The organism is Thauera butanivorans (assembly GCF_048398245.1).
Lineage (GTDB): Bacteria > Pseudomonadota > Gammaproteobacteria > Burkholderiales > Rhodocyclaceae > Thauera > Thauera butanivorans.
The window spans coordinates 1,615,911-1,642,608 of record NZ_CP183038.1 but is presented as its reverse complement, the minus strand read 5'-3'; the positions used below and the strand labels follow the sequence as shown (position 1 = coordinate 1,642,608).

Annotated in this window: 21 protein-coding genes, 1 tRNA gene and 1 riboswitch; of the genes, 13 read left to right on the top strand and 9 right to left on the bottom strand. The window is 65.9% G+C overall.

All coding sequences use genetic code 11. The annotated features are described in order from the left end of the window. Positions 1-154 precede the first annotated feature (154 nt). Complete coding sequence (locus ACNQFN_RS07905) at positions 155-1,960, top strand: GGDEF domain-containing protein (RefSeq protein ID WP_068634847.1); 1,806 nt, start codon at positions 155-157, stop codon at positions 1,958-1,960. Positions 1,961-2,064: 104 nt separating this feature from the next. Here the strand turns inward: ACNQFN_RS07905 and gstA are convergent, their stop codons facing one another. Next, positions 2,065-2,670, bottom strand: coding sequence for a glutathione transferase GstA (gene gstA / locus ACNQFN_RS07900; RefSeq protein WP_418648472.1), 606 nt, complete (start codon positions 2,668-2,670; stop codon positions 2,065-2,067). A 261-nt stretch (positions 2,671-2,931) separates the two neighbouring features. Here gstA and ACNQFN_RS07895 point away from each other — a divergent pair, with 261 nt between their 5' ends. The 7 genes from ACNQFN_RS07895 (at position 2,932) to ACNQFN_RS07865 (ending at position 9,847) form a co-directional block, all read left to right on the top strand. After that, positions 2,932-3,792, top strand: a complete 861-nt coding sequence (locus ACNQFN_RS07895; protein WP_418648471.1) for an MBL fold metallo-hydrolase — start codon at positions 2,932-2,934, stop codon at positions 3,790-3,792. Between the two features lie 2 nt (positions 3,793-3,794). After that, the gene (locus ACNQFN_RS07890; RefSeq protein ID WP_418648470.1) at positions 3,795-5,564 is read left to right on the top strand and encodes a SulP family inorganic anion transporter; all 1,770 of its coding nucleotides are present in this window, start codon (positions 3,795-3,797) and stop codon (positions 5,562-5,564) included. 137 nt (positions 5,565-5,701) lie between these two features. Then, positions 5,702-7,051: an NAD(P)/FAD-dependent oxidoreductase gene (locus tag ACNQFN_RS07885; RefSeq protein WP_068634851.1), complete on the top strand. Its 1,350-nt coding sequence runs from the start codon at positions 5,702-5,704 to the stop codon at positions 7,049-7,051. A 13-nt stretch (positions 7,052-7,064) separates the two neighbouring features. After that, positions 7,065-7,403: a hypothetical protein gene (locus ACNQFN_RS07880; protein WP_068634852.1), complete on the top strand. Its 339-nt coding sequence runs from the start codon at positions 7,065-7,067 to the stop codon at positions 7,401-7,403. A 35-nt stretch (positions 7,404-7,438) separates the two neighbouring features. After that, positions 7,439-7,987 (top strand): rhodanese-like domain-containing protein, encoded by a 549-nt coding sequence (locus ACNQFN_RS07875; RefSeq protein WP_068634853.1) that lies wholly within the window; start codon positions 7,439-7,441, stop codon positions 7,985-7,987. 115 nt (positions 7,988-8,102) lie between these two features. After that, complete coding sequence (gene yghU, locus ACNQFN_RS07870) at positions 8,103-8,975, top strand: glutathione-dependent disulfide-bond oxidoreductase (protein ID WP_068634854.1); 873 nt, start codon at positions 8,103-8,105, stop codon at positions 8,973-8,975. Between the two features lie 118 nt (positions 8,976-9,093). Beyond that, positions 9,094-9,265, top strand: a riboswitch (yybP-ykoY riboswitch). A 9-nt stretch (positions 9,266-9,274) separates the two neighbouring features. After that, a complete protein-coding gene (locus ACNQFN_RS07865; protein WP_068634855.1) occupies positions 9,275-9,847 on the top strand; it encodes a TMEM165/GDT1 family protein in 573 nt (190 codons plus the stop codon). Between the two features lie 149 nt (positions 9,848-9,996). On the opposite strand, the gene ACNQFN_RS07860 is transcribed toward ACNQFN_RS07865, so the two are convergent. From ACNQFN_RS07860 to ACNQFN_RS07830, 7 genes are all read right to left on the bottom strand, one after another. Then, positions 9,997-10,072 (bottom strand) — tRNA-Ala (locus ACNQFN_RS07860). Positions 10,073-10,161: 89 nt separating this feature from the next. Continuing rightward, positions 10,162-11,235, bottom strand: a complete 1,074-nt coding sequence (locus ACNQFN_RS07855; RefSeq protein WP_068634856.1) for an L-threonylcarbamoyladenylate synthase — start codon at positions 11,233-11,235, stop codon at positions 10,162-10,164. A 7-nt stretch (positions 11,236-11,242) separates the two neighbouring features. Further along, a complete protein-coding gene (locus ACNQFN_RS07850) occupies positions 11,243-12,421 on the bottom strand; it encodes a 5-(carboxyamino)imidazole ribonucleotide synthase (RefSeq protein ID WP_418648469.1) in 1,179 nt (392 codons plus the stop codon). 48 nt (positions 12,422-12,469) lie between these two features. Next, on the bottom strand, positions 12,470-12,979 hold the full coding sequence (purE, locus tag ACNQFN_RS07845) for a 5-(carboxyamino)imidazole ribonucleotide mutase (RefSeq protein WP_418648468.1): 510 nt from the start codon (positions 12,977-12,979) through the stop codon (positions 12,470-12,472). Between the two features lie 16 nt (positions 12,980-12,995). Continuing rightward, positions 12,996-13,871 (bottom strand): bifunctional methylenetetrahydrofolate dehydrogenase/methenyltetrahydrofolate cyclohydrolase FolD, encoded by an 876-nt coding sequence (folD, locus tag ACNQFN_RS07840; RefSeq protein WP_418648467.1) that lies wholly within the window; start codon positions 13,869-13,871, stop codon positions 12,996-12,998. Positions 13,872-14,027: 156 nt separating this feature from the next. Further along, positions 14,028-14,666: a response regulator transcription factor gene (locus ACNQFN_RS07835; RefSeq protein ID WP_068634860.1), complete on the bottom strand. Its 639-nt coding sequence runs from the start codon at positions 14,664-14,666 to the stop codon at positions 14,028-14,030. After that, a complete protein-coding gene (locus tag ACNQFN_RS07830) occupies positions 14,641-16,761 on the bottom strand; it encodes a PAS domain-containing sensor histidine kinase (RefSeq protein ID WP_418648466.1) in 2,121 nt (706 codons plus the stop codon). Before ACNQFN_RS07830 ends, ACNQFN_RS07835 begins: the two co-directional genes overlap by 26 nt. A 467-nt stretch (positions 16,762-17,228) precedes the next feature. On the opposite strand from ACNQFN_RS07830, the gene aceE reads away from it, so the two are divergent. Genes aceE through lpdA form a run of 3 tightly spaced genes read left to right on the top strand, consistent with a single transcriptional unit; the run spans position 17,229 to position 23,354 of the window. Beyond that, positions 17,229-19,910 carry a pyruvate dehydrogenase (acetyl-transferring), homodimeric type gene (gene aceE / locus ACNQFN_RS07825; RefSeq protein ID WP_418648465.1) on the top strand — a complete coding sequence of 894 codons (2,682 nt, stop codon included), beginning with the start codon at positions 17,229-17,231 and terminating at the stop codon, positions 19,908-19,910. 20 nt (positions 19,911-19,930) lie between these two features. Further along, positions 19,931-21,571 carry a dihydrolipoyllysine-residue acetyltransferase gene (gene aceF / locus ACNQFN_RS07820; RefSeq protein ID WP_418648464.1) on the top strand — a complete coding sequence of 547 codons (1,641 nt, stop codon included), beginning with the start codon at positions 19,931-19,933 and terminating at the stop codon, positions 21,569-21,571. Positions 21,572-21,581: 10 nt separating this feature from the next. Continuing rightward, positions 21,582-23,354 (top strand): dihydrolipoyl dehydrogenase, encoded by a 1,773-nt coding sequence (gene lpdA / locus ACNQFN_RS07815; protein ID WP_418648463.1) that lies wholly within the window; start codon positions 21,582-21,584, stop codon positions 23,352-23,354. A gap of 111 nt (positions 23,355-23,465) precedes the next feature. Here lpdA and ACNQFN_RS07810 read toward each other — a convergent pair whose 3' ends face one another. After that, positions 23,466-24,086: a GrpB family protein gene (locus ACNQFN_RS07810; protein ID WP_418648462.1), complete on the bottom strand. Its 621-nt coding sequence runs from the start codon at positions 24,084-24,086 to the stop codon at positions 23,466-23,468. Here ACNQFN_RS07810 and ACNQFN_RS07805 point away from each other — a divergent pair. Then, the gene (locus ACNQFN_RS07805; RefSeq protein ID WP_418648461.1) at positions 24,085-24,645 is read left to right on the top strand and encodes a Uma2 family endonuclease; all 561 of its coding nucleotides are present in this window, start codon (positions 24,085-24,087) and stop codon (positions 24,643-24,645) included. The two genes, ACNQFN_RS07810 and ACNQFN_RS07805, sit on opposite strands and share 2 nt — an antisense overlap. A gap of 504 nt (positions 24,646-25,149) precedes the next feature. After that, positions 25,150-26,694 carry a flagellin gene (locus tag ACNQFN_RS07800; RefSeq protein WP_418648460.1) on the top strand — a complete coding sequence of 515 codons (1,545 nt, stop codon included), beginning with the start codon at positions 25,150-25,152 and terminating at the stop codon, positions 26,692-26,694. The last annotated feature ends 4 nt before the right edge of the window (positions 26,695-26,698 follow it).

Genomic DNA, 26,698 nt, shown 5'->3' with positions numbered 1-26,698 from the left:
ACCCGCAGCCTGCCCACCGCAATGGGATTTGCCCCTGCAACTGCCCCCAGTACCGCCAGTGAAAACAAGCGCTTTACTCCACATGGATCATGCACTTCGCCACCTCAGGCTACCGATATAATCCAGCGCATCGAACTGGTCATCGGCATCCTCCATGAGCGCCCAGCGCAGCCCTTCCGAAGTCGCCCGCGAAACTCTCCGTCAGCTTGCGCTGCGCCGCATGACTCCGACTCCGGACAACTACAGCAAGCTCTACCATGAGATTGCCGGCACCCACGCCAACGACGTCACGATATCCAAGGATTTCCTGCACAAGCTGTCGTACCGGCTGCCCAGGGATACCCCCGAGCAGCAGAAAATCGTCCGCAAGTTCGACGAGGCTCTGAATGCGGCTGATCCGAAGATGGCGGAAGAAGCGCTGTGGCACTATCTGGACGGACTGAAGAGCATCGAAGCGCCCGCATGGAATGAGCTCATCGCCAGCCTGCTCCGTTCCTGGGAGGATCGCCAGCAGGGCTGGACCATCGCACGGAAACGCGAATCCCTCGATCGTGTCCTGGCCGCATCGGAACCCGCGACACTCTACGGCCGCCTGCAGGGCCTGCTGCGTGGCTGGAACCAGGCCCCACTCAACCTCGGACCCGCGCCAGAGCTTCCCGGCACGGCGGCAGATCCGGCGCCAGCGAAAGACATCACTGCCGTCACCACGAGCACCAAGCCAACTGCAGCCTTGCCGGCCGGACGCGGCCGTGATCTGATCGAAAACTTCCGCCAACTCCTCTCATCGACCCTCCGCGATGTCGTCCCATCCTTCCTGGGCGCGCATCCGGAGCTGGCGGATGAGGCTCAGCAGCTTGCCGATGATGTCGCCGCCACACTCGAAGCCGCACAGCTCGAGCAGATAGGCGCCCGCATCCGCCGCCTCGCCCATCGCCTCGAAATGACCACGGCCGATGATGCGGAAATCCGCGACGGGCTCCTCCAACTGCTGCGCTTGCTGCTTCGCAACATCGACGATCTGGTGCTGGACGACACCTGGCTGACGGGCCAGATCGAAATGTTGCGCGAGCTCATCGATGCTCCGCTCAACCCCCGCAGCATCGATGACGCCGAGCGCCGCCTCAAGGATCTGATCTACAAGCAGAGCCAGTTGAAACACAACCTCGTCGAAGCCCAGAACCATCTGCGCACGATGCTGGCCGGCTTCGTCGACCAGCTCGCGAGCTTTTCAGAGAGCACCAGCACCTACCACGATCGTATCGGCACCTGCGCCCAGCGCATCGCCCAGGCCAGGGACATCAATGCAATCGGGCAGGTGCTGGACGAAGTGATGCGCGAAACCCTCAGCATCCAGGACGAAGCCCGGCGCTCGCGCGATGAACTGATTGCAAGCCGCCAACAGGCGCGTGCGGCCGAAGAGCGCATCGCCACGCTGCAGCATGAACTCGACGAAGTCAGCCGCTTGATGCGGCACGACCAACTGACAGGCGTCCTGAACCGCCGCGGGCTGGGCGAGATGTTCGAGGCCGAGGCTGCCCGCACCCAGCGACGCGGCACGACACTCGCCCTTGCGCTGCTCGACATCGACAACTTCAAGAAGCTCAACGACGCCCATGGCCACGAGGTGGGAGACGAAGCCCTCATACACCTCACCCGCGTCGTGCGGCACCACTTGCGCCCACAGGATGTGCTGGCGCGTTACGGCGGTGAAGAGTTCGTGATCCTGCTGCCGGAAACCGGCAAGGCCGACGCCTACAACACGTTGACCCGGCTGCAGCGCGAGCTGACCCGCGAGTTTTTCATGACCGACCATCAGAAGATCGTCATCACTTTCAGCGCAGGCGTGACACCGGTGAATGCCGGCGAATCCATGCAGCCCGCCTTGAACCGGGCCGACAAGGCCATGTATCAGGCCAAGCAGGCCGGGCGCAACCGCGTCATCATCGCCGAGCCGAACTGATCCGGAAGGGCCTCCTTCGCCCGATCGTCTTTACGTGAATACGGATGGCGGCAGCGCACCACGGCGTTTCCCCGGTGCGCTGCCACTCACGAAAGCGGCGCAGCTCAGGCCAGCCCTTCTGCCTTCAGCGCCGCCTGCACGGCCGGCCGCGCTGCGACCCGTGCCTGGAACGCCGTCAGATTGGCGAAACGGGACAGATCGAACTGGATGAACCCCATCCAGCCCAGCACCGTGAACAGATAGGCGTCGGCGACGCTGAAATCCTCGCCCATCAAATACGCCTTGCCCGCCAGTTCCTTGTCGACATATCCCAGCCGGCGCTCGAGGTTCGCTTGCGCCGCAGCCCGCCAGGCATCCCCGGAGGCCGGATTGAAGAATGGACTGCAGGACTTGTGCAACTCGGTGCCGATGAAGGTCAGCCACGACTGCAACTGATAGCGCGCCAGGCTGCCGTTGGCGGGCGCCAGCTTCTTCTCGGGCGCAAGGTCGGCCAGGTACTGCACGATCGCCGGCCCCTCGGTCAGCACTTCACCGCCGTCCAGTACCAGTGCCGGCACATAGCCCTTGGGATTGACCCGGGTGAAGTCCGCACCACCCGCCGTCACCTTCGTCTGGAGATCGACGGCTTCCGTCTCATACGACAGATCGAGCTCTTCGAGAACGATGTGCGGCGACAGCGAGCAGGCGCCCGGCTTGTAATAAAGCTTCATGGCAAGCACTCCGTGGGGTGGAAAAAGCGCAGTATGCCGCAGGCCTGCGGCACTGCCCACTCGTGGCCGCCATCGGCAACTCCGATTGGACCTAAGCATAAGTTTTTGCTTATATTTATGCTTTCGAATCGTCCCTGCCCTGCTTTCCTCATGCGCTTCCATCCGCTCGGTCTTCTGCTCTCAGCATCCCTCGCCGATACCGCGCCGGCACGGGAAATCGGCACCGGCATCCGCAACTGAACGGATACGAGGATCCTCCACGTGCAACGCGCCAGAATCCAGTCCTTTTTCGACCCGGCCACTTTCACCGTGACCCACGTCGTTTCCGACCCGGCCACGCACCGGGCCGCGATCATCGACAGCGTGCTGGACTACGACCCCAAGTCCGGCCGTGCCTCGCATGCTTCCTCCGACGCGGTGGTCGCCCATGTGCGCCAGGCTGGGTTGACGGTCGACTGGCTACTGGAGACCCATGCCCACGCCGATCATCTGTCGGCCGCCCCCTACCTGAAGCAGCAACTGGGCGGCCGCATCGGCATCGGCGCCCACATCCGTCAGGTGCAGGGCGTGTTCAAGGCCGTCTTCAACGCCAAGGACATGAATACCGACGGCACCGAATTCGACCACCTGTTCGAGAATGGCGAGCATTTCCGCATCGGCGGCCTCGACGCCACGGTGATGAACACGCCCGGACACACCCCCGCCTGCCTGACCTACGTCGTCGGCGAGGACGCCTTCGTCGGCGACACCTTGTTCATGCCCGACTACGGCACCGCGCGCTGCGACTTCCCGGGCGGCGATGCGGCCACGCTGTTCCGCTCGATCCGCAAAGTGCTGGCGCTGCCGCCCGAGACTCGCCTGCACCTGTGCCACGACTACCCGCCCGAAGGCCGCGCACCTGCCTGGGAAACGACGGTCGCCGAACAGCGCAGCAGCAACATCCACGTCCATGACGGTGTCACCGAAGCGGAATTCGTCGCCATGCGCAGCGCCCGCGACCGGACCCTCGCCATGCCGACGCTGATCCTGCCGTCCATCCAGGTCAACGTGCGCGCCGGCAATCTTCCGCCCGCCGAGGACAACGGCGTTCGCTACCTCAAGATTCCGCTCGACCTGCTGTGAGCATGCCGCCGCCGCCCGTCCCCACCACCGCACGGAGCCCATCCTTCGCCCGCCGCTGGGCCGAGTACCACCGCACGGCGCTGACGGACGACCTGCTCGCCGCCGTCATCGTCACCATCTTATTGGTTCCGCAGAGCCTGGCCTATGCCATTCTCGCCGGCCTGCCCCCCGTGGCGGGCGTGATGGCCAGCCTGCTGCCGGCCCTGGCGTATGCCGCTTTCGGTTCCAGCACGACCCTGGCCGTGGGGCCGGTGGCGGTGATCGCGATGATGACCGCCCAGTCCATCGGCGGCGTCGCCATCGACCACGGCATCACGCCCCATCTCGCAGCGCTGGTGCTGTCGCTGGAGATCGCCGCGATCTGCCTGATCGCCGCCCTGCTCCGGCTGGAAACCCTGGCCGCCCTGCTCGGCGCCCCGGTGCTGCACGGCTTCGTCACCGGCGCCTCGCTGCTGATCGCCCTGGGCCAGTTTCCCGCCTTGCTGGGCATACCGGTCAATGGCAGTACGGCCATCGAACTGGGCAGCGCCCTCGCCGCCAGCGACCGCGTGCAGCCTCACTTCGCCACCGCCGCCATCGGCCTGCTGGCGCTGCTGGCGCTGTGGAGCCTGCGCCGCAACGGCAGCCGCATGCTGCAGCGCCTGGGCCTCGAGCCTCGCACCGCACAGCTGCTGGCCCGCGCCGCGCCCATCCTGATCGTGGCCGCAGCCATCGCCTGGATCGTCGGCTTTCCCGGGCTGAACCAGGGCGTCGCCCTGTCGGGCCGGATCAGCCTCGGCGACGGCCTCGTCTTCCCGTGGATATGGGAAGCCCCGCTCGCGGCCTGGTTCGATCTGCTCGCCCCGGCAACGGTGCTGGCGCTGGTGGCCTACGTCGAAAGCCTGGCCGTGGCAGAAGCGCTCGCCGCGCGGCGCGGCGAAAAGATCTCGCCGCGCCGCGAACTCTTCGGCCTCGCCGCCGCCAACGCCGCCGCCGCCGCCTCGGGCGGCATGCCGGTCACCGGCGGCTTCTCGCGCAGCATCGTCAACTTCGACGCCAACGCCCGCACGCGCATGGCAGGCGTGTGGACCGCCATCCTGCTTGCGCTCGCCATCGTCCTGATCGGCGACATGCTGCAATACCTGCCGCGTGCGGTGCTGGCAGCCACCATCATCATTGCCGTGCTGTCGATGATCGATCTCGCCCCCTTCCTGCTGGCATGGCGCTATTCCCGCACCGAACTCACACTGATGGCAGTGGTGACGGCGCTGACACTTTTCGTCGGCATCGAAGAGGCCCTGCTGATCGGCGTGATCTCCTCCATCGGCCTGCTGCTGCAACGCACCGCCCGCCCGCACTGGACGGAAGTGGGACGGCTCGCCGGCACCACGATATTCCGCAACGTGAATCGCTTCGAGGTCGAGACACTGCCTCAGGTGTTGTCGATCCGGGTCGATGAAAGCCTGCTCTTCACCAATTCGCGCTGGATTTCGGAAACGCTCACGTCCGCGCTGCGCCAGCGCCCACAGCTTCGGCACGTCGTGCTGATGATGAGCGGCGTCAACGGCATCGACCTCACCGGGCTCGAAGTGCTGATGCAGCTCGACCGCGAACTGCGCGCCAAAGGCATCCAGCTGCACCTATCCGAGCTGAAGGGCCCGTTGCGCGACGCCCTGGACCGGACCGAAGCCTCCGACTGGCTGTCAGGACAGATCTTCATGACCCAGGACGCAGCCTTCAACACGCTCGCTGCTGAAATCGCCCAGCAAGACGCCGGCAAGAACAAGTCCTGAACCCGGCAATGCTTTGTGACACAAGTCACATAACCATGATCGGATCGCGGATATGTGAGCAAACACTAATATGATTGGTCGGACATAGACATGAACAGCGCTGTTTGCGCTGAACCATGCCAGCCGGGGGAGAAGGAATGTCCGACAAATCCGAAGCATGTCCATCCGCAGCGCCAGCCAACGGTCGCCGCCGTTTCCTGCTCGGTGCATCGGCGCTACCGGCCATTGCCGGCGCCGGCCTGACGCTCGCCGGCGCGCCTGCGCACGCTGCCCTGAAGACTTCGGCGCACATCGTCATCGCCGGCAGCGGCCTGGGCGGCCTGGCCATCGCCGCACGCCTGTCGCGCGGACTGGACGGAGCGAAGATCACCGTCATCGACCGCAAGGAAATCCACAACTACCAGCCGGGCTACACCCTCGTGGCCACCGGCATCTGGCCGGTCGACAAGGTCAGCGACCGCAACGTCGACCTGATGCCGGCCGGCGTCGAGTGGGTGCGCGAGATGGTCGCGGAGTTCGACCCGGTTGCCAACGCCGTCGTCACCGACAGCGGGCGGCGCATCGAATACGACTATCTGGTCGTGGCCACCGGCCTGCATCTCGACTACGCGCAGATCGAAGGCATGGACGTCGCCGCCATCGGCAGCAACGGCCTCGGCAGCGTCTATCCCGGCCCCGCCGCCGCCGAAGCGACCTGGCATGCGATGGACAGCTTCCGCCGGAAAGGCGGCTCGGCGTTGATGACCCTGCCTGCCACGCCACTGAAATGCGCCGGCGCGCCGCTGAAGATGACTTTCATGGTCGTCGACCGGCTCAAGCAGGCCGGCACCCGCGGCGCATCGAACATCGCCTTCCACTCCGCGCTGGACAACATCTTCAGCGTGCCCCGCATCAACGACGAAGTACTGCGCCGCTGGGCCGAACTGGACATCCCCGTCACCTTCAACAGCAAGCTGGTCGCGGTCGACATCGGCGCCCGCCGCGCCACCGTCGCCAACCCCGAAGGCGAACGCCGCGAAATCGGCTACGACTTCATCCACGTCGTGCCGCCGATGCGCGCACCGGACGCGGTCATGAACAGCCCCCTGCCTTGGCAGCAAGGCGGCTTCGCCGCAGGCGGCTGGCTCGAAGTCGATCCCGGGACCCTGCGCCACCGCCGCTTCCCCAATGTCTTCGGCCTGGGCGACATCAACGGCACCGGCAAGGGCAAGACCGCTGCCACGATCAAGAAGAGCGCGCCGCTCGTCGCGCAGAACCTGATCGACGTCATCGCCGGCCGCGAACCCTCGCAGCACTTCGACGGCTACACCTCCTGCCCGCTGCTGATCCGCGAAGGCTCGGCGTTGCTGGTCGAGTTCGACTACGACAACAGGCTGACGCCCTCGCTGCCGATGATCGATCCGCTGCAGGACAGCTATTTCGCCTGGATCATGAAGTACCGCCTGCTCAAGCCCGCCTACATGGCGGTGCTCAAGGGCCGCGTCTGAGGAGGAAAACGGCATGTACGAAATCTGGCTGACCCTCAACATCCTGTTCGAACTGGGCCTGCAATATCTGCCGGAGGTCATCGGTACCGCGCTGCTGTGGGCGATGCTGATGCTGTTCGCCGCCACCCGGCCCGGCGTGGGCTGGCGGCAAGGTCTCGTCCCCGCCATCGCGGTCGGTGCCATCGTCACCGTGATCAGCTTCCTCGTCACTCCGGGCATGACCAAGTCGTCCTTCGCCAACATGGGCTACTGGGTCGACTGGATGAACCTGTTCTTCTACGCCGCCGCCTTCGGCGCAGTTGCTGCCGCACTGGCCTGGCCGATCGCTGCCAGCATGTACCGGACTGCCTGAAGCCCGCCAACCCACTCACAGGAACCACTGCCGCCATGAAACGCCTTCTGATCGCAGCCGCCCTCAGCCTCGCCAGCCTGTCCGCACAGGCAGCCGACATCGCCATTTCGGCCGAGGAAACCTACGCCAAGATCCGTAACGCCGAGCCGGACGTGCTGTTCGTCGATGTCCGCGATCCGGTCGAGATCATGTTCGTCGGCTTCACCGACGCCGTGCATGTCAACATTCCCTTTCTCCTGGTCGACCGCAGCCAGTGGAATACCGAACGCAGCGTCTTCCGCCTGTACCAGAACCCGGATTTCGCCGCCCAGATCAAGGCCGAACTGGACAAGCGCGGCATGGGCACCGACGCCGAAATCATCACCATGTGCCGCTCGGGCAGCGAGCGCGGCGAACCCAGCGCCAGCTTCCTGCGCGCCAACGGCTTCCCCAACGCCCGCTACGTGGTCAACGGCTTTCAGGGCGCGGCGATCAAGGACGGCCCGCAGGCCGGCTTCCGGCTGATGAACGGCTGGCAGAACAGCGGACTGCCGTGGTCGCCGAAGATGAATGCCGGCAAGGTCTACCGCATCGACCAGCGCTGACCTCCACAACCGCGCGTCGCAACCGGATACAGGCGGCCTCTGGCGTCCGCCTCGAATTCCGCAACGTGCTCCTCTATCATGCTGGCTTCGTCGAACCCACGCTGAAGGTCCGAGCATGACAGACACCACTTACACCCCACCCAGGGTCTGGACCTGGGACAAGGCCAACGGCGGCCGCTTCGCCAACATCAACCGGCCGATCGCCGGTCCTACCCACGACCGCGAGCTACCGCGCGGCAAGCACCCGCTGCAGCTGTACTCGCTGGCCACGCCGAACGGCGTCAAAGTCGGCGTGATGCTGGAAGAACTGCTGGCCCTCGGCCACAGCGGCGCCGAGTACGACGCCTGGTTGATCCGCATCAACGACGGCGACCAGTTCGGCAGCGGCTTCGTCGGCGTCAACCCGAACTCCAAGATTCCCGCCCTGCTCGATTGCAGCGGCCCGGAGCCGGTCAGGGTGTTCGAATCCGGCGCAATCCTGCTCTACCTGGCGGAAAAGTTCGGCGCCTTCGTGCCCACCGACCTTGCGCGACACGCGGAATGCCTGTCCTGGCTGTTCTGGCAGATGGGCAGCGCGCCCTATCTGGGCGGCGGTTTCGGCCACTTCTATGCCTACGCACCGAGCAAGATCGAATACGCCATCGACCGCTTCGCGATGGAAGCGAAGCGCCAGATGGATGTACTGAACCGCAGGCTGGCCGAAAGCCGCTACATCGCCGGCGATGAATACACCATCGCCGACATCGCGATCTGGCCGTGGTACGGCGGCATGGTGTTGGGCCAGCTGTACGATGCCGCCGAGTTCCTGCAGGTGCAGGACTACCCCCATCTCGTGCGCTGGGCCAATGAAATCGCCGCCCGCCCTGCGGTCAAGCGCGGCCGCATGGTCAATCGTGTCAGCGGGCCGCTCGACCAGCAGCTCCACGAACGCCACGATGCGTCCGACTTCGACACCCGTACGCAGGACAAGCTGCAAGCCGAGTCCTGACTTTTTCCGGCAAGGCACCCGGAGGGGCACGGCAACAAGCTGCCACCCTTCCGGCCCGCCCTTCGGCACAAAAACCACACCGGGTTCCGACACCAGCGCACCGATGCTAGAATCGCGCCCGCTCGTCATCGGGGAGTAGCCGCCCTGCTCAATGCAGGGGTGCGCGTCAACATGCTTGGCCGACAGGCCATGGCGCGTGCAGCTTTCAGGCCTGGCAAGACCTTTGACCGCACTGCCTACGGGAAGGGCCGGGAGGTGGTGTGGTCTTTCGTCCTTCCGGCCCTGGAGTTCCCTGTTTCATGGAAGCGTTTCTGGTATCCACCGGCGTCGTCGCGCTCGGCGAAATGGGCGACAAGACCCAGTTGCTCGCCATCATCCTGGCCGCCACCTTCCGTCGCCCCTGGACCATCATCGCCGGCATCTTCGTCGCCACCCTGGTCAACCACGCCGCGGCAGGCGCAGTCGGCGGCTGGGTCGCCCAGGCGCTCGGGCCGGACGTGCTGCGCTGGGTCATCGGCATCTCCTTCATCGCCATGGCGGTGTGGATGATGATCCCGGACAAGATCGAGGACGATGCCGCCCGGAACACCCGCGGGCTGGGCGTGTTCGGCACCACCGTGGTGGCCTTCTTCCTCGCCGAGATGGGCGACAAGACGCAGATCGCCACCGTCGCCCTCGCCGCGCGCTACGCCGAAGTCGTCCAGGTCATCCTGGGCACCACGCTGGGCATGATGCTGGCGAACGTGCCGGCGGTCTTCCTCGGCGACAAGATCGCCAAGAAGGTTTCGATGCAGCTGGTGCACGGCATCGCTGCCGCCATCTTCTGTATCCTGGGCGTGCTGACGCTGTTCAATGCCGGCAGCCTGTTCTGAGTAACCTGACTGGTGGGGATGAGCCAGAACATGGCCACCTCACCGAGCCTGTCTTGCACATGCCATCTGCCGCACTGCGCCTGCGAAGAGCCACTTCAAAAGCAAAAAGCGCATTACACATACCGTGTAATGCGCTTTTCATCCTGATCTGGTGGACCGAAGGAGGATCGAACTCCCGACCTCTGCATTGCGAACGCAGCGCTCTCCCAGCTGAGCTATCGGCCCTGAAAGAGCGCGCATTATAGGGAGCCGAGGCGTGAAATGGAAGCCCCTTCGGGACTGTCATCGCTGCGATGGCGGCATTCGATGCTTCGTCAGCCTTCGCCGGAGCCGACTGCTGCGCGCCCCAGCCGGTCGGCGAGCGCACGCCATGCCGGATCGTCGGGCGGGGCCTCGACGAGGATGAAATCGGCGTCCAGCGTGTCCGCAGTACGCAGGCTGGCGTAAAGCTCGCGGGCATAGGTGGCGGGATCAGCGGGCATGGGTTGCCAGATCAGGCGTGAATCACGCGGATCGGCCTGGCTGTGTGCCAGCACCGCGACACGGCTGCCCTCGCCTGCCAACGTGGCCGCTTCGTCGGCCAGCAGGGCGGGCGGCACCAGGCGCAGCGGCGTGCGCGGCGCATAGTGGGCGGCCAGCGCGCCGGAGACACGCGGTGCGAGTGTGCTTGGTATCGAGGCAGTTGCCGTCCGCCCTGCGTCCCGGCTCTGCGCTTCCTCGACCTCGCCGCGCACGCGCGGGCGGCGGCCGATGACGCGGGCGATGGCTTCGGGCGTGATCGCACCGGGCCGCAGGATCTCGGGAACGTCGCGCGAGAAGTCCAGGATGGTGGATTCGATGCCGACCGCGCACGGCCCACCATCGACCACCATGGCGACGCGCTCGCCGAGTTCTTCCCGGACGTGTTCGGCGGTGGTCGGGCTGATGCGGCCGAAGCGGTTGGCGCTGGGCGCGGCGATGCCCGAGCCGAAGACCTGCAGCATCGCCAGCGCGATGGAATGCGAGGGCACGCGCAGACCAACGGTGTCCTGCCCGCCGGTGACTTCGTCGGGTACATCCGGGGAGCGCTTCAGGATCAGCGTCAGCGGGCCGGGCCAGAAGGCGCGGGCGAGCGCGATGGCGTCCTTGGAGATACTGGCGGCCCAGCGCGGCAGATGGTCGGCCGACGGCAGATGCACGATCAGCGGGTGGTCGGCAGGTCGGCCCTTGGCAGCGAAGATCTTCTTCACCGCTTCCGGGTTCAGCGCATCGGCGGCCAGCCCATAGACGGTTTCGGTCGGCATGCCGACGATGTCGCCGGCGCGCAGCAGGGCGGCGGCGTCACGGATCGCCACCAGCGTGGGGGGCTCGATGCGGCCGCGCGGCTTCGCTGCGGTGTCCTTGCTCATTCGCCGCTCACTCGTCGCGGATGCCGATCGCGGCGCGGGCCTGCAGCGCACGCTGCAGCACTTCGTCCGCGTCCTCGCCGGTGACGACGAAGTGCCCCATCTTGCGCCCGGGGCGAGCGTGGTGCTTGCCGTACAGGTGCAGGCGCAGGCCGGACACGGCGTGCAGCACGGCCCAGTCGGGTTCGTGGTAGGCGCCATGGCCCTTGCCGTCGGCGTACCAGAGCTCGCCGAGCAGATTGACCATGACCGCCGCCGAGTGCTGGCGCGGCGTGGCGAGCGGCAGGCCGCACAGCGCCCTGACCTGCTGCTCGTACTGGCTGGCGTCACAGGCGTCGATGGTGTGGTGGCCGCTGTTGTGCGGACGCGGCGCCATTTCATTGACGAAGAGCTCGCCGCCGCAGACGAAGAACTCCACCCCCAGCGTGCCGACGTAGCCGAGCTTTTCGGCGATGCGTTCGGCGATCTGGCGGGCCTCGTCCCTCAATTCGGCCGAGGTCTGCGCCGGTGCGATGGTGACGTCGAGGATGCCGTTGCGGTGGCGGTTCTCGCCGGCCGCGAAGCAGCGCACCGTGCCCGCCTCATCGCGCGCCAGCACCACCGAGACTTCGCAGTCCAGCGTCAGCATCTTCTCCAGCACACAGGGCTCGCCCTTGAAATGCTGAAAGGCGGCGATCGCTTCGTCGTGGCTGGCGACCCGCGCCTGGCCCTTGCCGTCGTAGCCGAAGCGCGCAACCTTGAGCACCGCCGGAAACAGTCCGGCATCGGCATCGCGGACGTCGTCCTCGCTGCGGATCACCGCGAAGGGGCCGTGCGGCAGGCCGTTGTCGGCGAGGAAGGATTTTTCGGCGATGCGGTTCTGGCACACCGCCACCGCGCTCGCCGCCGGATGCACCGGGATGAACTTGCTGAGGTAGTCCAGCGTGCCGGCCGGCACGTTCTCGAACTCGGTCGTGACTGCGGCACAGCTGCCGCCCAGTTCGTCGAGCGCGGCATAGTCTTCGTAAGCGGCGACCAGATGGCGGTCGGCGATCAGGCCGGCAGGACTGTGCGGATCGGGATCGAGCACCCACACCTTGTAGCCCATCTCATGCGCCGCGGCGACGAAGAAGCGGCCGAGCTGGCCGCCACCGAGCATGCCCAGCGTGGCGGGCGGAAGGATCGTGGAGGAAGTCTTGCTGGACGACATGAGGGGCCTTCAGTGGGCGGAAATCAGCGGATACGGCCACGCGGCGCTTCAGGCCGGCGGCGGCAGTTCCATGTCGAGCACGGTCCGGGTCTGGCGCGCACGGAAGGCATCGAGCCGCGCCGCCAGTTCGACGTTCTCGTTGGCCAGCAGCGCCACCGCGAACAGGCCGGCGTTGGCCGCGCCGGCTTCGCCGATGGCGAAGGTCGCCACCGGGATGCCCTTGGGCATCTGCACGATGGACAGCAGCGAATCCTGGCCCGACAGCGCCTTCGACTGCACCGGCACGCCGAGCACCGGCAGCGTGGTCTTGGCCGCGACCATGCCGGGCAGGTGGGCCGCGCCGCCGGCACCGGCGATGATCGCCTTCAGCCCGCGACCGCGCGCGGCTTCGGCGTATTCGAACATCAGGTCGGGCGTGCGGTGGGCCGACACCACCCGCGCCTCGTAGGACACGCCGAATTCGGCCAGCACCTTGGCCGCCGCCTGCATGGTCGGCCAGTCGGAGTTCGAGCCCATGATGATGCCCACCAGGGGCTGGGGGGACGCGGTCGTGTTCATCGTCGATCCTCCAGGGTCACTTGCCGGCGTCGCGCGCCGCACGCTCGGCGGACACCACGGTGTTTTCCAACAGCATCGTGATCGTCATCGGCCCGACGCCGCCCGGCACCGGCGTGATCGCACCGGCGACTTCCACCGCCGAGGCGAAATCGACGTCGCCGCACAGCTTGCCGGCATCCGGGCCGCTGTCGAGGCGGTTGATGCCGACGTCGATGACGGTCGCACCCGGCTTGATCATGTCGCCGGTGACGAAGCGCGGCTTGCCGATGGCGGCGACGACGATGTCGGCACGGCGGGTGTGGAAGGCCAGGTCGCGCGTCTTCGAGTGGCACACGGTGACGGTGGCGCCGGCATTGGTCAGCAGCATCGCCATCGGCTTGCCGACGATGTTGGAGCGGCCGATGACCACCGCTTCGGCGCCCTGCACCGGCACTTCGGCCGTCTCCAGCATCTTCATGACGCCGTTCGGCGTGCAGGGGACGAAGCCTTCGCGGTTCTGCGACAGCAGGCCGACGTTCTCGGCGTGGAAGCCGTCGACGTCCTTGCGGATGTCGATCGCCTCGAGCACCGCCGTCTCGTCCAGATGGGCGGGCAATGGCAATTGCACCAGGATGCCATGCACGGACGGGTCGGCGTTCAGCTCGGCGAGCCTGGCCATGACTTCCTGCTGGCTGGCGTCCTGCGGATAGTCGAAGCGCAGCGAGCGGATGCCGGCCTTCTCGCAGCCGGCGACCTTGTTGCGCACATAGACGGCGGAAGCGGGGTCGCCGCCGACCAGGATGACCGCCAGGCAAGGTTGCACACCGCGTGCCGTCAACGCTGCGGCACGTTCTGCGATTTCGCCGCGGACACGCGCCGAGAGGGCGTTGCCGTCGATGATGCGAGCGGTCATCGGTAAAGCCTCGAAAAAGGGCAGGATTTTACAACAAGGCGCCCGCGCCGCGTACCCATCCAATGCCCGGTCCAGGCGCTCGTTGTCACTGCTGCGTCAGCGACGATCAATCCATTTCGAGCCACCTGCCCATCGCCCGGCCCGGCAGCTCGGCTCTCAGCGCAGCAGTGCGCCCGGCTCCACCGTGACGACGTGCTGCACCAGTTCGGCCAGCGAACTGGCGCCCATCTTTTCCATCACGCGGGCGCGGTGCACTTCCACGGTCTTGATGCTGATGCCCAGCACGTCGGCGATCTGCTTGTTGAGCTTGCCGACGATGATGAGGTCCAGCACCTCCCGCTCGCGCTGGGTGAGATGGTCGAGCCGGCGCGCAGTGTCCGCCTCCTGCAGGCGCTTGCTGCGGCTTTCGCGCTCGAGCGTCAGGCATTGCTCGATCAGGCGCAGCATGTCGCGCTCGCTGAACGGCTTCTCGATGAAATCGACCGCGCCCTTCTTCAGCGCCGACACCGCCATCGGTACGTCGCCATGGCCGGTGATGAAGACGACCGGCAGGGTACAACGCCGGCGCCCCAGCTCCTCGAACATCTCCAGTCCGCTCATGCCCGGCATGCGCACGTCCAGCACGATACAGCCCGCCATGTCGGGGCGGCAGCCTTCGAGAAAGGCTTCGGCGGATTCGTAGGTCAGCACCTTGTAGTTGTTGCCTTCGAGCATCCAGGTCATGGAATCCCGCAGGGCTTCGTCGTCGTCGACGACATGGATGATTTGTTCAAGCGCTGGGTGCAACTCGCTCACTTACGGACTCCGCCGGCAGGGTAAACGAGAATATGGTACCCCCTTCCGGGTTGTCGTCGACAATCAAACGACCATCGTGGAACTCGATGATCGAGCGGCAGATGTTCAGGCCCATGCCCATGCCCTCTGCCTTGGTGGTGTAGAACGGCGTGAACAACCGCTGGCGCCCCTCCTCGCTGATGCCGTGGCCACGGTCGATCACCGCCACCTCGATCGCCTCGGCCATGTCCTCGCCGCAGCGGCGTGCGCGCACCACCAGCAGCCGCTGCTCCGGCAGCGTGTCGGCCATCGCATCGAGGCCATTGCGGATCAGGTTCAGCACCACCTGCTCGATCATGATGCGGTCGGCGAACACCGGCGGCAGGTCTGGTTCGATGTCGGCCACCAGCCTGATGCCGGTGCGGCGCGCATCGATGTCGGCGAAACCGAGCGCGTCGTCGAGGATGTCGACCAGATTGACCGCGCTGCGGCGCGGCTCGCTCTTCTTCACGAACTCGCGCACGCGGCGGATGATCTTGCCGGCGCGCTCGGCCTGGAAGCTGGCTTTCTGCATCGCCGTCAGCACGTCCTCGGGCTTCCACCTGCCGCCCTGCATGCGCGTCACGCAGCCGGCGCAGTAGTTGGCGATCGCCGACAGCGGCTGGTTCAGCTCGTGCGCCAGCGTCGACGCCATCTCGCCCATCGTGATCAGGCGCGAGGTGCGCTGCAGCCGCTCTTCCTGCTGGCGCGCCACCTCGGCGGTCTGCTTGCGCTCGGTGCTGTCGGTGGCGATGCCCATGCGCACCACCCGGCCATCCACCCAGCGCATCGCCTGCTCGCGCACGTGGTACCAGCGCCCCGACAAGGGGTGCTGCAATTCACCGTCGAACAGCTCGCGCGGCAGGTCGGCCGCCGTCAGGCCACGCGGATCGACGCGATAGTCGCCGCGCTCGGGCTGGGGCACGGCGACGCCGCGCACCGTGCGGCCCACCGCGTCGAAGCCGTTGATGCGCTTGAAGGCACGGTTGGCGAACAGGATCTCGTCGCTGCGGGCATCGGCCACGAACACCGCCGCATCCAGCCCGTCCAGCACCGCCTCGAAGCGCTCGTGGGTCGCCTCCAGCGCGGCGCGCACGCGCTTGGGCTCGGTGATGTCGGTGATCGACGCCATCCAGCCCGTCTGCTGCCCGCTGGCATCGATCAGCGGCGACAGGTAGAAGCGCGCGTCGAAGCGTTCGCCGTTACGGCGCTGGATACGCAGTTCGAAGCCGCTGGCCGGCGCCAGCCCGTCGAGCGTCATCTGCAGGTTGCGCTCGCAGACATCCTGTGTCTCCTTCGGCCAGTACGGAAAAGGCGCGGTCGCGCCGACCAGTTCCTCCTCGCGCCAGCCCACCATGCGGCAGAAGGCAGAATTCACATAGATGATGCGGCCGCTGAGGTCGATGGCACGCAGCCCGGTCAGCACCGAATCCTCCATCGCCTTGCGGAAGGCGGACTCGGCACGCAGGGCCTGCTCCGCCGCCTTGCTGCCGGTGATGTCGCGGGCCACGGCATAGACGAGGCCCTCCTCGGGCACCGGGTTGATGCTCCACTCCAGCCATTTGTAGCTGCCGTCCGCACAGCGGCAGCGGTTCTCGAACTTCACCGGCTCGCCGGCCGCCAGGCGGCGCAAGGCATCGAGCGTCGTGCCGATGTCTTCGTCGTGGACGAAATCGACCATCGGCCGGCCCGCCAGGCTGTCGGGCACCTGGCCGAGGATGCGCTCGAAGGCCGGGTTGCAGCGGCGGAAGCTGCCATCCAGGCCCGCCACGCACAGCATGTCGAGCGAGAGATCGAACAGCCTGTCGCGCTCCTTCTCGACCTGCTCGCGGCGCTGCACGTGGATGCGCAGCGACCACAGGCTCCACAGCACCAGCACCGACAGGCCCAGGATCAGCGCCGCGGGCAGCGCCCATTGCAGCTCACGCAAGGCTGCGTCGCGTTCGATCTCGAACCCGGGCTGCAGCAGCAGCCACACCAGTGCCAGCATGCCCAGCGCAAAAAACAGCACGACCACACAGGGGACGGCCCAATACCGGTGCGGCGGACCACCGCGGGCAGAGTCGGAACGGAACATGGAAGGCTTCGGCGGAAGGGGCTGGAATGATGCGGTGCAATACCCGCCGCCCGATTGTCGGTGAGCCCTCCGGCAATCGTCATCCGGTTTAACCCTTATCACGGCATCCGGGTTTCCGCCAACTTTCCCGCCTCCCTGCCTGCCAATACAGTTTGGATATGCTGTCCTCCGTCATCACGCGCCGCCGCCCCGCTCCGGCCTTCCGCTTGCGTGCTCGTCAGAGCCCTGTTTCGGCCATGACGATGAAGCACGAACACAGCCCGCTCCGCCACCGTTTCCATGCTTTCGGACATGCGCCCCAGGCGCGTATCCGGGCTTCGCCGCGTCAACATCATTGCACATTGCGAAAAGTGGTTTTATAGTTCGAAAAGTCAGCCGCTGGTTGCCGAGGCGGCTGCGTCCGTACCACCAACAGACCTGCCCGACAAGGCAGGATTCGCCAACCGAACGTCATGAGGAGACAGACCATGACCGGAATCAGCAACGTTCCCGCGCAAAACGATACCGACGCGCAGGAAACGAAGGAATGGATGGATGCACTCGCCGCCGTCGTCGAAAAAGAAGGCCCGCAGCGCGCCCACTATCTGATCGAAACCCTGATCGCGACCGCACGCCAGGAAGGGGTGAACATCCCCTATTCGGCCACCACCGAGTACATCAACACCATTCCGGTCGAACAGCAGCCCCCCTATCCCGGCAACGCGGACATGGAGATCAAGATCCACTCCTACATCCGCTGGAACGCCATGGCGATGGTGGTACGCGCCAACAAGGGCACCAACGTCGGCGGCCACATCGCCTCGTTCGCCTCCGCAGCCGCCCTCTATGACGTCGGCTTCTCGCACTTCTGGCACGCGCCGTCGGCCAAGCACGACGGCGACATGATCTATTTCCAGGGCCACTCGGTGCCCGGCATCTACGCCCGCGCCTACATGCTGGGCCGCCTGACCGAAGAGCAGATGGACAACTTCCGCCAGGAAGTCGGCGGCAAGGGCATCTCGTCCTACCCCCACCCCTGGCTGATGCCGGAGTTCTGGCAGTTCCCCACCGTGTCGATGGGCCTCGGCCCGCTGTGCGCCATCTATTCGGCGCGCTTCATGAAGTACCTGGCCAGCCGCGGCATGATCGACCCCGCCCGCGCCGAACAGCGCAAGGTCTGGGCCTTCCTCGGCGACGGCGAAACCGATGAAGTCGAATCGCTGGGCGCCATCGGCATGGCCGCGCGCGAAAGGCTCGACAACCTGGTCTTCGTCATCAACTGCAACCTTCAGCGCCTCGACGGCCCGGTGCGCGGCAACGGCAAGATCATCCAGGAGCTCGAATCCGAATTCCGCGGCGCCGGCTGGAACGTCATCAAGGTCATCTGGGGCACGCACTGGGATGCCCTGTTCGCCCGCGACAAGAAGGGCATCCTGCAGAAGCGCATGATGGAATGCGTCGATGGCGAGTACCAGACCTTCAAGGCCAAGGACGGCGCCTACGTGCGCGAGCACTTCTTCAACACCCCCGAACTGAAGGAACTGGTCGCCGACTGGACCGACAACCAGATCTGGCGCCTGAACCGCGGCGGCCACGACATCTTCAAGATCTTCGCCGCCTACAAGGCCGCCGCCGAGCACAAGGGCCAGCCGACGCTGATCCTGGCCAAGACCATCAAGGGCTTCGGCATGGGCCAGGCCGGCGAGGCGATGAACATCTCGCACCAGCAGAAGAAGATGGACATCGAAGCCATCCGCCGCTTCCGCGACCGCTTCGGCCTGCCGGTGCCCGACGACAAGCTGGAAGAACTGCCCTACCTGAAGTTCGAGGAAGACTCGCCCGAGCAGAAATATCTGCTGCAGGGCCGCATGAACCTCGGCGGCTTCCTGCCGCAACGCCGCACCAAGGCCGAACCGCTGGCCGTGCCCGCGCTGGAAACCTTCGCCGCACTGCTGAAGGCTTCGGGCGAAGGCCGCGAGCTGTCGACCACGATGGCGGTCGTGCGCATCATGAACACGCTGCTCAAGGACAAGCAGATCGGCAAGCACATCGTGCCGATCGTTCCCGACGAGTCGCGCACCTTCGGCATGGAAGGCATGTTCCGCCAGTACGGCATCTGGAACCAGGAAGGCCAGAAGTACGTGCCCGAAGACCATGACCAGCTCATGTTCTACAAGGAAAGCCAGACCGGCCAGGTGCTGCAGGAAGGCATCAACGAGGCCGGCGCGATGGCCGACTGGATCGCCGCCGGCACCGCCTACAGCGTGCATGGCGTGCAGATGATCCCGTTCTACATCTTCTATTCGATGTTCGGCCTGCAGCGCACCATGGACCTGTGCTGGGCGGCGGCCGACCAGCGTACCCGCGGCTTCATGATCGGCGGCACCGCCGGCCGCACCACGCTGAACGGCGAAGGCCTGCAGCACGAGGACGGCCACAGCCTGCTGATGGCCAACATGATCCCGAACTGCGTCAGCTACGACCCCACCTTCCAGTACGAGGTCGCGGTCATCGTGCAGGACGGTCTGCGCCGGATGTTCGCCGAACAGGAGGACATCTACTACTACATCACGGTGATGAACGAGAACTACGAACATCCCGAGATGCCTGCCGGCGCCGAAGCCGACATCCTCAAGGGCCTGTACCTGTTCCGCAAGGGCGGCGACGCCAAGGGTCCGCGCGTGCAGTTGATGGGTTCGGGCACGATCTTCCGCGAAGTCATCGCCGCCGCCGACCTGCTCAAGAACGACTGGGACGTCGAGGCCGACATCTGGGGCGCGCCCAGCTTCAACGAACTGGCCCGCAACGGCCACGACGTCGAGCGCTGGAACCTGCTGCACCCGATGGAAGAACCGAAGAAGTCCCACGTGCAGCAGAAGCTCGCCGGCACCGAAGGCCCGGTCATCGCCGCCACCGACTACATCCGCATGCTCCCCGAGCAGATCCGCGCGCAGATCGGCCGCAGCTACGTCACGCTGGGCACCGACGGCTTCGGCCGCTCCGACACCCGCGAGCAGTTGCGCCATTTCTTCGAGGTGGATCGCCACTGGGTGACGCTGGCCGCGCTGAAGGCGCTGGCCGATGACGGCGTGATCGGCCGCGACAAGGTCGCCGCCGCGGTGGTCAAGTACAACCTCGACCCGAACAAGCCGAACCCGATGTCGGTTTGAGCGAGCAAGGAGACAAGAACATGAGCCAACTCATCGAAGTAAAGGTTCCGGACATCGGCGATTTCGACGCGGTGCCCATCATCGAGCTGTTCGTCAAGGTCGGCGACAGCATCAATGTGGATGACGCGATCTGCACGCTCGAATCCGACAAGGCGACCATGGACGTGCCGTCGAGCACGGCCGGCGTGGTCAAGGAAATTCTCGTCAGCCTCGGCGACAAGGTGGCCGAAGGCACGGTGCTGATCAAGGTCGAGGCCGCCGGTGCCGCTGCTGCGGCCCCTGCTCCGGCTGCCGCCTCGGCGCCGGCACCCGCTGCCGCTCCGGTAGCGGCCCCGGCCGCCGCCGGCGGCGTGGTCGACGTCGTCGTGCCCGACATCGGCGACTTCTCCGACGTGCCGGTCATCGAGCTGTTCGTCAAGGCCGGCGACACCATCGCCGTCGATGACGCCATCGCCACGCTCGAATCCGACAAGGCGACCATGGACGTGCCGTCATCGGCCGCCGGCGTCGTCAAGGAAGTGCTGGTCAAGCTCGGCGACAAGGTCAGCCAGGGCGCCGTGCTGATCAAGGTCGAAGCCACAGGCGGCGCTGGCGCCGTCGCGGCGCCGGCCGCTGCACCCGCACCCGCCGCTGCTCCGGCAGCAGCCCCGGCTGCCGCCGCGCCGGCCCCTGCTGCCAGCGCCCCGGCACCGGCCGCGTCGCCGGCAGCGCCATCCGCGGTCACGCTCGGCGGCAAGGTGCACGCCAGCCCCTCGGTGCGCGCCTACGCCCGCGAACTCGGCGTCGATCTCGCCCAGGTCAAGGCCACCGGTCCCAAGGGCCGCATCATCAAGGAAGACGTCACCGCCTTCATCAAGGGTGCGATGAGCACCGGCGTGATACCGGGCAAGACCCCGGCCGCTTCTGCCGTCGGCTCGCTGGGCGGCGGGCTCGACCTGCTGCCGTGGCCGAAGGTCGATTTCGCCAAGTTCGGCGAAATCGAAGTCAAGCCGCTGTCGCGCATCAAGAAGATCTCCGGCCAGAACCTCGCCCGCAACTGGGCGATGATCCCGGCAGTGACCTTCCACGAGGATGCCGACATCACCGACCTGGAAGCCTTCCGGGTGGCGATGAACAAGGAGAACGAGAAGTCCGGCAAGAAGCTCACCATGCTCGCCTTCATTATCAAGGCCTCGGTGCGCGCGCTGCAGGAATTCCCCGAGTTCAACACCTCGCTCGAAGGCGACAACCTGGTCTACAAGAAGTACTTCAACATCGCCTTCGCCGCCGACACGCCGAACGGCCTGGTGGTGCCGGTGGTCAAGGACGCCGACAAGAAGAGCGTGTTCGAGATCGCTGCCGAAACCGGCGCGCTGGCCAAGAAGGCGCGTGACGGCAAGCTCGGCCCGGCCGACATGTCCGGCGCCTGCTTCACGATCTCGTCGCTCGGCGGCATCGGCGGCACCTACTTCGCGCCGATCGTCAATGCACCCGAAGTCGCCATCCTCGGCGTCAACAAGTCGGCGATCAAGCCGGTGTGGGACGGCAAGCAGTTCGTGCCGCGCCTGATCCTGCCGATGTCGCTGACCGCCGACCACCGCGTCATCGACGGCGCCCTGGCGACCCGCTTCAACGTGTACCTCGCGCAACTGCTGGCGGACTTCCGCCGCGTGATGCTGTAAGGAGATCGCCATGAGTCTAGTGGAAGTAAAGGTTCCGGACATCGGCGATTTCGACGCGGTGCCCATCATCGAGCTGTTCGTCAAGGTCGGCGACAGCATCAATGTGGACGACGCGATCTGCACGCTCGAATCCGACAAGGCGACCATGGACGTGCCGTCGAGCACGGCCGGCGTGGTCAAGGAAATTCTCGTCAGCCTCGGCGACAAGGTGGCCGAAGGCACGGTGCTGATCAAGGTCGAGTCGACGACTGCCCCGGCAGCGACCTCGGCAGGCACAGGCGCCGCGACGGCCGCACCTGCCGCGGCTCCGGTTGCCGCCCCGGCAGCCGCCAGCCACAGCGGCAGCGCCGACGCCGAATACGACATGGTCGTGCTCGGCGCCGGCCCCGGCGGCTACTCGGCGGCCTTCCGCGCCGCCGACCTCGGCCTCAAGACCGCGATCATCGAGCGCTACGCGACGCTGGGCGGCGTGTGCCTGAACGTCGGTTGCATCCCGTCCAAGGCGCTGCTGCACGTCGCCGCGGTCATCGAGGAAGCCGAGCACGTCGGCACCGCCGGCATCAGCTTCGCCAAGCCCTCGGTGGACGTCGACGCGCTGCGCAAGCACAAGGACGGCGTCATCGGCAAGCTCACCGGCGGCCTCGCCGGCATGGCCAAGGCACGCAAGGTCGACGTCATCCGCGGCTACGGCAACTTCCTCGACCCGCATCACATCGAAGTCGAGGAAACCACCGGCAGCGGCTGGGACACCACCGGCGCCAAGAAGGTCGTCAAGTTCAAGAACTGCATCATCGCCGCCGGCTCCGCCGCGGTGCATCTGCCCTTCATCCCGAAGGACCCGCGCATCGTCGATTCGACCGGTGCGCTGGAACTGCGCCAGGTGCCGGACAAGATGCTGGTCATCGGCGGCGGCATCATCGGCCTGGAAATGGCCACGGTGTATTCCACGCTGGGCACCCGCCTCGACGTCGTCGAAATGCTGGACGGCCTGATGCAGGGCCCGGACCGCGACGCGGTCAAGGTGTGGGAGAAGCAGAACGCCCACCGCTTCGACAAGATCATGCTCAAGACCAAGACGGTCGCGGTCGAAGCCAGGGACGACGGCATCTACGTCACGTTCGAAGGCGAAGGCGCGCCGGCCGAACCGGTCAAGTACGACATGGTCCTGCAGTCGGCCGGCCGTTCGCCCAACGGCAACAAGATCAGCGCCGACAAGGCGGGCGTCATCGTCGGCGAACGCGGCTTCATCCCGGTGGATGCGCAGATGCGCACCAACGTGCCGCACATCTTCGCCATCGGCGACATCGTCGGCCAGCCCATGCTCGCCCACAAGGCCGTGCATGAAGCCCACGTCGCCGCCGAAGTCGCCGCCGGCCACAAGGCCGCCTTCGACGCCACGGTGATCCCGGGCGTGGCCTACACCCATCCGGAAGTGGCCTGGGTCGGCTACACCGAGGCGCAGGCCAAGGCCGAAGGCAAGAAGGTCGAAACCGCCAAGTTCCCGTGGGCCGCCAGCGGCCGCGCGATCGCCAACGGCGCCGACTACGGCTTCACCAAGCTGATCTTCGACGCCGAAACGCACCGCGTCATCGGCGGCACCATCGTCGGCCCCTCGGCCGGCGACATGATCGGCGAAGTCTGCCTCGCCATCGAAATGGGCGCCGACGCGGTCGACATCGGCAAGACCATCCACCCGCACCCCACCCTGGGGGAAACGGTCGGCATGGCCGCCGAAGTCGCCCACGGCAGTTGCACCGACCTGCCGCCGATGCGCAAGAAGTAAGCGCCAGGCTGCACGTTGTCGCCACCGGAAACCCGCCCGCGAGGCGGGTTTCTTTTTGGCCGCTGCTTGCCTGCCGGACAACGGCAAGCGGAACCACGGTGTGCGGACGGCTCAGCCGCCCGCCTCCTTCCGCGCCACCCGCATCACCCCCGCGATGAAATCGGTCTTCGCCTTCGCATAGGCGACACGGTCGTCCGGATGTTCGCTGGCAATCCGCTGCTTCAGTTCGCCGTATGCCTGTGCCACGGCGGGATTCATGCGCAGGTAGTCGCGGAACAGCAGCCGCTCCCATTCCCGCGAGCCTGGTTCGAGGCAATGAATGTGATGCGTGCGCTTCCCCGCCGCATCGCGCTTGATGAACCACGCATAGCCGATGCCAGGCAATCCGCTTTCGCGGCCGCGCCAGAAGAACTCGTAGCCCTCGCGCTTCAGGGCCGGCGCAATGTGCTGCGCCACGCTCGCCATCAAGCGCACCTCCAGCAGCATGTCGACGACCGGCTTCGCTGCCAGCCCCGGCACCGCAGTGCTGCCGAAATGCTCGATGCGGCCGATCAGCTCCGCCGGCAGCAATTGGCGCAGATGGGCAGCCTCGGCAGCGAACGACGCCGGCCAGGCAGGATCGTAGGGCACGATCCGGACACGTTCCTGCAGTGCACGCTCGACATGGCGGGGCTGATGGTTCATGGACGGAACTATAATCCCGAATCGGCCCACAGCCCGGACACGCACCATGGCCCTGCCCCAGCCCACCACGCCCTTCACCACTGAAGACTACCTGCAATGGGAAGCCGAGCAGCCCGGCAAACACGAGTTCGTGCGTGGCGAAACCTTCGCCATGGGTGACGCAAGCAGGCGGCACGTCACGATTTCACTCAACGTTGCCGCAGCGCTCGACGATGCCCTTGAAGGCAGTCCCTTCCGCGCCTACATGGCCGACATGAAAGTGCAGGCTGCCGCAGACGAGGCCTACTTCTACCCCGACGTGCTCGTCACCTGCGACCCGGCGGACCACCGCGCCGAACAGTTCATGCGCGCACCCTCGCTGATCGTCGAAGTGCTCTCCCCCACCACCACCGCCTACGACCGCGGCGAGAAGTTCGCCGCCTATCGCCGCATCGCCTCGCTGAAGGAATTCGTCCTCATCGACCCCGACCTGCGCCGCATCGAATACTACCGCCTCACCCCTGCCAGGCACTCGGAGCTGCAGGACATCGAAGCCGAACAGCCGCTGGTGCTGCACGACCTCGGCGTTTCGATCCCGTGGCAAAAGGTGTTTCGCAACGCAGACTGAGTACGGCAATTACACAGGACGACCTGCTGCGCATCGAACAACAGATCGTCGACGCTCCGGAACTCTACGCAACAGCCATGGAACTGGCCAGAGCGTCTGGGACATCACCTCTTCCATACGCTCCACCACGCCACAGCGCTGCATACCTCCGGTGCGATCCTTGTGCGCTATTACGACAAGGCCAGGCATCTGGGCAGCATTGCGTGGCTCACTGACTTTCAGATACAGGCCGATGGCTCGGGCGTCCCGATTCCGCAGTCCGAAGCATTCCCCGCCCCGGACTGAACGCGCCCCCCTCTGCCGGCTCACCGGCAACACAGGCAAAGCTTGCCGGCAAGCGGCAAGCAGCTGCCGCCATCCCGATGGTTTGGAAGGCATTTCCACGGGAAAATACACCTGGCACAGATCTCGCTATAGGACGTCCAGAGAGTTCGGGCATCGGCAGCAAGCGCCGTAAGAAAAGAACCCGGACCCAATTCGAATCGGACATTCAGGAGATTCAAAATGGCACAGGTCATCAATACCAACATCCCTTCGCTCAACGCACAGCGCCATCTCAATTCTTCCGGCGGGTCGCTGGCGAGCTCGCTGCAGCGACTGTCTTCCGGCCTGCGCATCAACAGCGCCAAGGACGACGCCGCCGGCCTGGCGATCTCCGAGCGGATGACCACACAGATCAACGGCCAGAACCAGGCCCGCCGCAATGCAAATGACGGCATCTCGATGGCGCAGACCGCCGAAGGCGCGCTGCAATCGTCTTCCGACATCCTGCAGCGCATCCGCACCCTGGCCGTGCAGTCGGCCAACGCCACAAACTCCGCATCGGACCGCAAGGCGCTCAACGACGAAGTCAACGCCCTGACCTCCGAACTCAACCGCATCGCGCAAACCACCGAATTCAACGGTCGCAAGCTGCTCGACGGCTCCTTCACTTCCGCAACCTTCCAGGTCGGCGCCAACGCAAACCAGACCATCACCGCCACCTCCGCCAACTTCGGCACCACCGCCTACGGAAACTACCGCATCGGAGGACTGGCGGCGACCACCACCGGCGGCCCGGGGGATCTCACCGTGGGTAGCCTCACGGGGGCCAATCTCGCCCAGGCGGACGGCGGCGCTTCGGTCATCGGCGGCGGCACCCTCAGCATCAACGGCGCCTATGGAACAGCCGACATCGGCTACGCTGCTGGCACCAGCGCCAAGGACATCGCCGCCAAGATCAACGCGGCCACCGAAAGCACCGGTGTATCCGCCACTGCGCGTACCGAGGTGCATCTGACCGACTTCGTCGCCGGCTCTTCCTATGTGATCAAGCTGGCGTCGAACAACGGTGCGGACCAGCCCCAAACGCTGTCCTTCACCATCGGTACCAGCGGCACGGGCGACGACTACGCCGACATCACCAAGGCCTTCAACGACGTTTCCGCCAAGACCGGCGTCACCGCGAAACTGAACTCCGAAGGCAACGGCGTGGTGCTGAGTAATGCCGAAGGCAGCGACGTCAGGCTTCTCAACGACTCCGAAGCCACCTCGGTGTTTACGATCAAGGATGTCGGCGGCACCGCTATCGCCACTGCAGTGGCCGGTGCGGACGGCACGGGTGCATTCGGTGCCGACGAAACCTGGATCACCGGCCAACTCGTGTTCGACTCCGACAGCTCATTCAGCGTCACGGACGACGCAGGCGGCCCCGGCGGCTTCCTGCTTGCCAGCACTTCCACGGCCAGTTCCCTGCAGGCCGTCTCGGAAATGGACGTCAGTACAGCGGATGCCTCGAACCGTACACTCGCCATGGTTGACTCGGCGCTCGCTGCGATCAACAGCCAGCGCGCCAAATACGGCGCTCTCCAGTCCCGTTTCGAGAACACGATCGCCAACCTGCAGATCTCGTCGGAAAATCTGTCGGCATCGCGCAGCCGCATCCTCGACACCGATTTCGCTGCCGAGACCGCCAACCTGACACGTGCCCAAATTCTGCAGCAGGCCGGCACCGCCATGCTTGCCCAAGCCAACGCCCTGCCGCAGCAGGTACTGCAACTGCTGGGCTAAACTC

What these genes read in the sequence shown, in the direction of transcription:
- aceE (WP_418648465.1), top strand. Translation starts at nt 17,229, where the DNA reads ATGACCGGAATCAGCAACGTTCCCGCGCAAAACGATACCGACGCGCAG.
- ACNQFN_RS07805 (WP_418648461.1), top strand. Translation starts at nt 24,085, where the DNA reads ATGGCCCTGCCCCAGCCCACCACGCCCTTCACCACTGAAGACTACCTG.
- ACNQFN_RS07800 (WP_418648460.1), top strand. Translation starts at nt 25,150, where the DNA reads ATGGCACAGGTCATCAATACCAACATCCCTTCGCTCAACGCACAGCGC.
- ACNQFN_RS07885 (WP_068634851.1), top strand. Translation starts at nt 5,702, where the DNA reads ATGTCCGACAAATCCGAAGCATGTCCATCCGCAGCGCCAGCCAACGGT.
- ACNQFN_RS07855 (WP_068634856.1), bottom strand. Translation starts at nt 11,235, where the DNA reads ATGAGCAAGGACACCGCAGCGAAGCCGCGCGGCCGCATCGAGCCCCCC.
- ACNQFN_RS07890 (WP_418648470.1), top strand. Translation starts at nt 3,795, where the DNA reads ATGCCGCCGCCGCCCGTCCCCACCACCGCACGGAGCCCATCCTTCGCC.
- folD (WP_418648467.1), bottom strand. Translation starts at nt 13,871, where the DNA reads ATGACCGCTCGCATCATCGACGGCAACGCCCTCTCGGCGCGTGTCCGC.
- gstA (WP_418648472.1), bottom strand. Translation starts at nt 2,670, where the DNA reads ATGAAGCTTTATTACAAGCCGGGCGCCTGCTCGCTGTCGCCGCACATC.
- ACNQFN_RS07875 (WP_068634853.1), top strand. Translation starts at nt 7,439, where the DNA reads ATGAAACGCCTTCTGATCGCAGCCGCCCTCAGCCTCGCCAGCCTGTCC.
- lpdA (WP_418648463.1), top strand. Translation starts at nt 21,582, where the DNA reads ATGAGTCTAGTGGAAGTAAAGGTTCCGGACATCGGCGATTTCGACGCG.
- aceF (WP_418648464.1), top strand. Translation starts at nt 19,931, where the DNA reads ATGAGCCAACTCATCGAAGTAAAGGTTCCGGACATCGGCGATTTCGAC.
- ACNQFN_RS07880 (WP_068634852.1), top strand. Translation starts at nt 7,065, where the DNA reads ATGTACGAAATCTGGCTGACCCTCAACATCCTGTTCGAACTGGGCCTG.
- ACNQFN_RS07830 (WP_418648466.1), bottom strand. Translation starts at nt 16,761, where the DNA reads ATGTTCCGTTCCGACTCTGCCCGCGGTGGTCCGCCGCACCGGTATTGG.
- ACNQFN_RS07850 (WP_418648469.1), bottom strand. Translation starts at nt 12,421, where the DNA reads ATGTCGTCCAGCAAGACTTCCTCCACGATCCTTCCGCCCGCCACGCTG.
- yghU (WP_068634854.1), top strand. Translation starts at nt 8,103, where the DNA reads ATGACAGACACCACTTACACCCCACCCAGGGTCTGGACCTGGGACAAG.
- ACNQFN_RS07865 (WP_068634855.1), top strand. Translation starts at nt 9,275, where the DNA reads ATGGAAGCGTTTCTGGTATCCACCGGCGTCGTCGCGCTCGGCGAAATG.
- ACNQFN_RS07810 (WP_418648462.1), bottom strand. Translation starts at nt 24,086, where the DNA reads ATGGTGCGTGTCCGGGCTGTGGGCCGATTCGGGATTATAGTTCCGTCC.
- ACNQFN_RS07905 (WP_068634847.1), top strand. Translation starts at nt 155, where the DNA reads ATGAGCGCCCAGCGCAGCCCTTCCGAAGTCGCCCGCGAAACTCTCCGT.
- purE (WP_418648468.1), bottom strand. Translation starts at nt 12,979, where the DNA reads ATGAACACGACCGCGTCCCCCCAGCCCCTGGTGGGCATCATCATGGGC.